The 830-nt window shown below is 47.0% G+C and carries 1 protein-coding gene; it reads left to right on the top strand.

The features are described from left to right. Positions 1 to 830, top strand: an 830-nt coding sequence (locus GQR56_RS21245; RefSeq protein ID WP_166115362.1) for an Ig-like domain-containing protein, incomplete at both ends; no start/stop codon positions are given.

The raw sequence follows: 830 nt of genomic DNA, 5'->3' as shown, positions 1-830 counted from the left end.
GCGGGCATCGGTGCGTTACTCATTAATGCTGATGGTAGTTTTACCTTCACCCCAGCGGCTGATTATAACGGTCCAGTACCAAGCGCAACTTACACGGTCAGCGATGCTAACGGTGGGATCGATACTGCGGTATTAAGTTTCAATAATATTACCCCTGTTAACGATGCGCCTGAAGCCGTTAATGATGGCCCAATTTCGGTAACAGAAGATACCCCAGCCACTGGTAATGTATTAACCAACGACACCGATGCAGATGGTGACGCGCTTAATGTGACACAGTTTGTTATCGATGGGGACACCACGGTTTATACCGCCGGAACAACAGCAACCATTGCGGGCGTCGGTGCGTTACTCATTAATGCTGATGGTAGTTTTACCTTTACCCCAGCGGCTGATTATAACGGTCCAGTACCAAGCGCAACTTACACCATTACTGATAATAATGGCGGCACTGATATCGCGGTATTGAGTTTCAATGATATTACCCCTGTTAACGATGCGCCTATTGCCGTTAATGATGGCCCAATTTCAGTAACAGAAGATACCCCAGCCACTGGTAATGTATTAACCAACGACACCGATGCAGATGGTGACGCGCTTAATGTGACACAGTTTGTTATTGCAGGGGACACCACGGTTTATACCGCTGGAACAACAGCAACCATTGCGGGCGTCGGTGCGTTACTCATTAATGCTGATGGTAGTTTTACCTTTACCCCTGCTACTAATTACACAGGCCCAGTGCCAAGTGCAACTTACACCATTACTGATAATAATGGCGCCACTGACACGGCAATACTTAGCTTTAGTAATATGGTACCTGCTAATGA

The sequence above is a fragment of the Pseudoalteromonas sp. Z9A5 genome (genome assembly GCF_011378875.1).
GTDB lineage: Bacteria > Pseudomonadota > Gammaproteobacteria > Enterobacterales > Alteromonadaceae > Pseudoalteromonas.
This window is presented reverse-complemented; position numbering and strand designations above follow the sequence as displayed.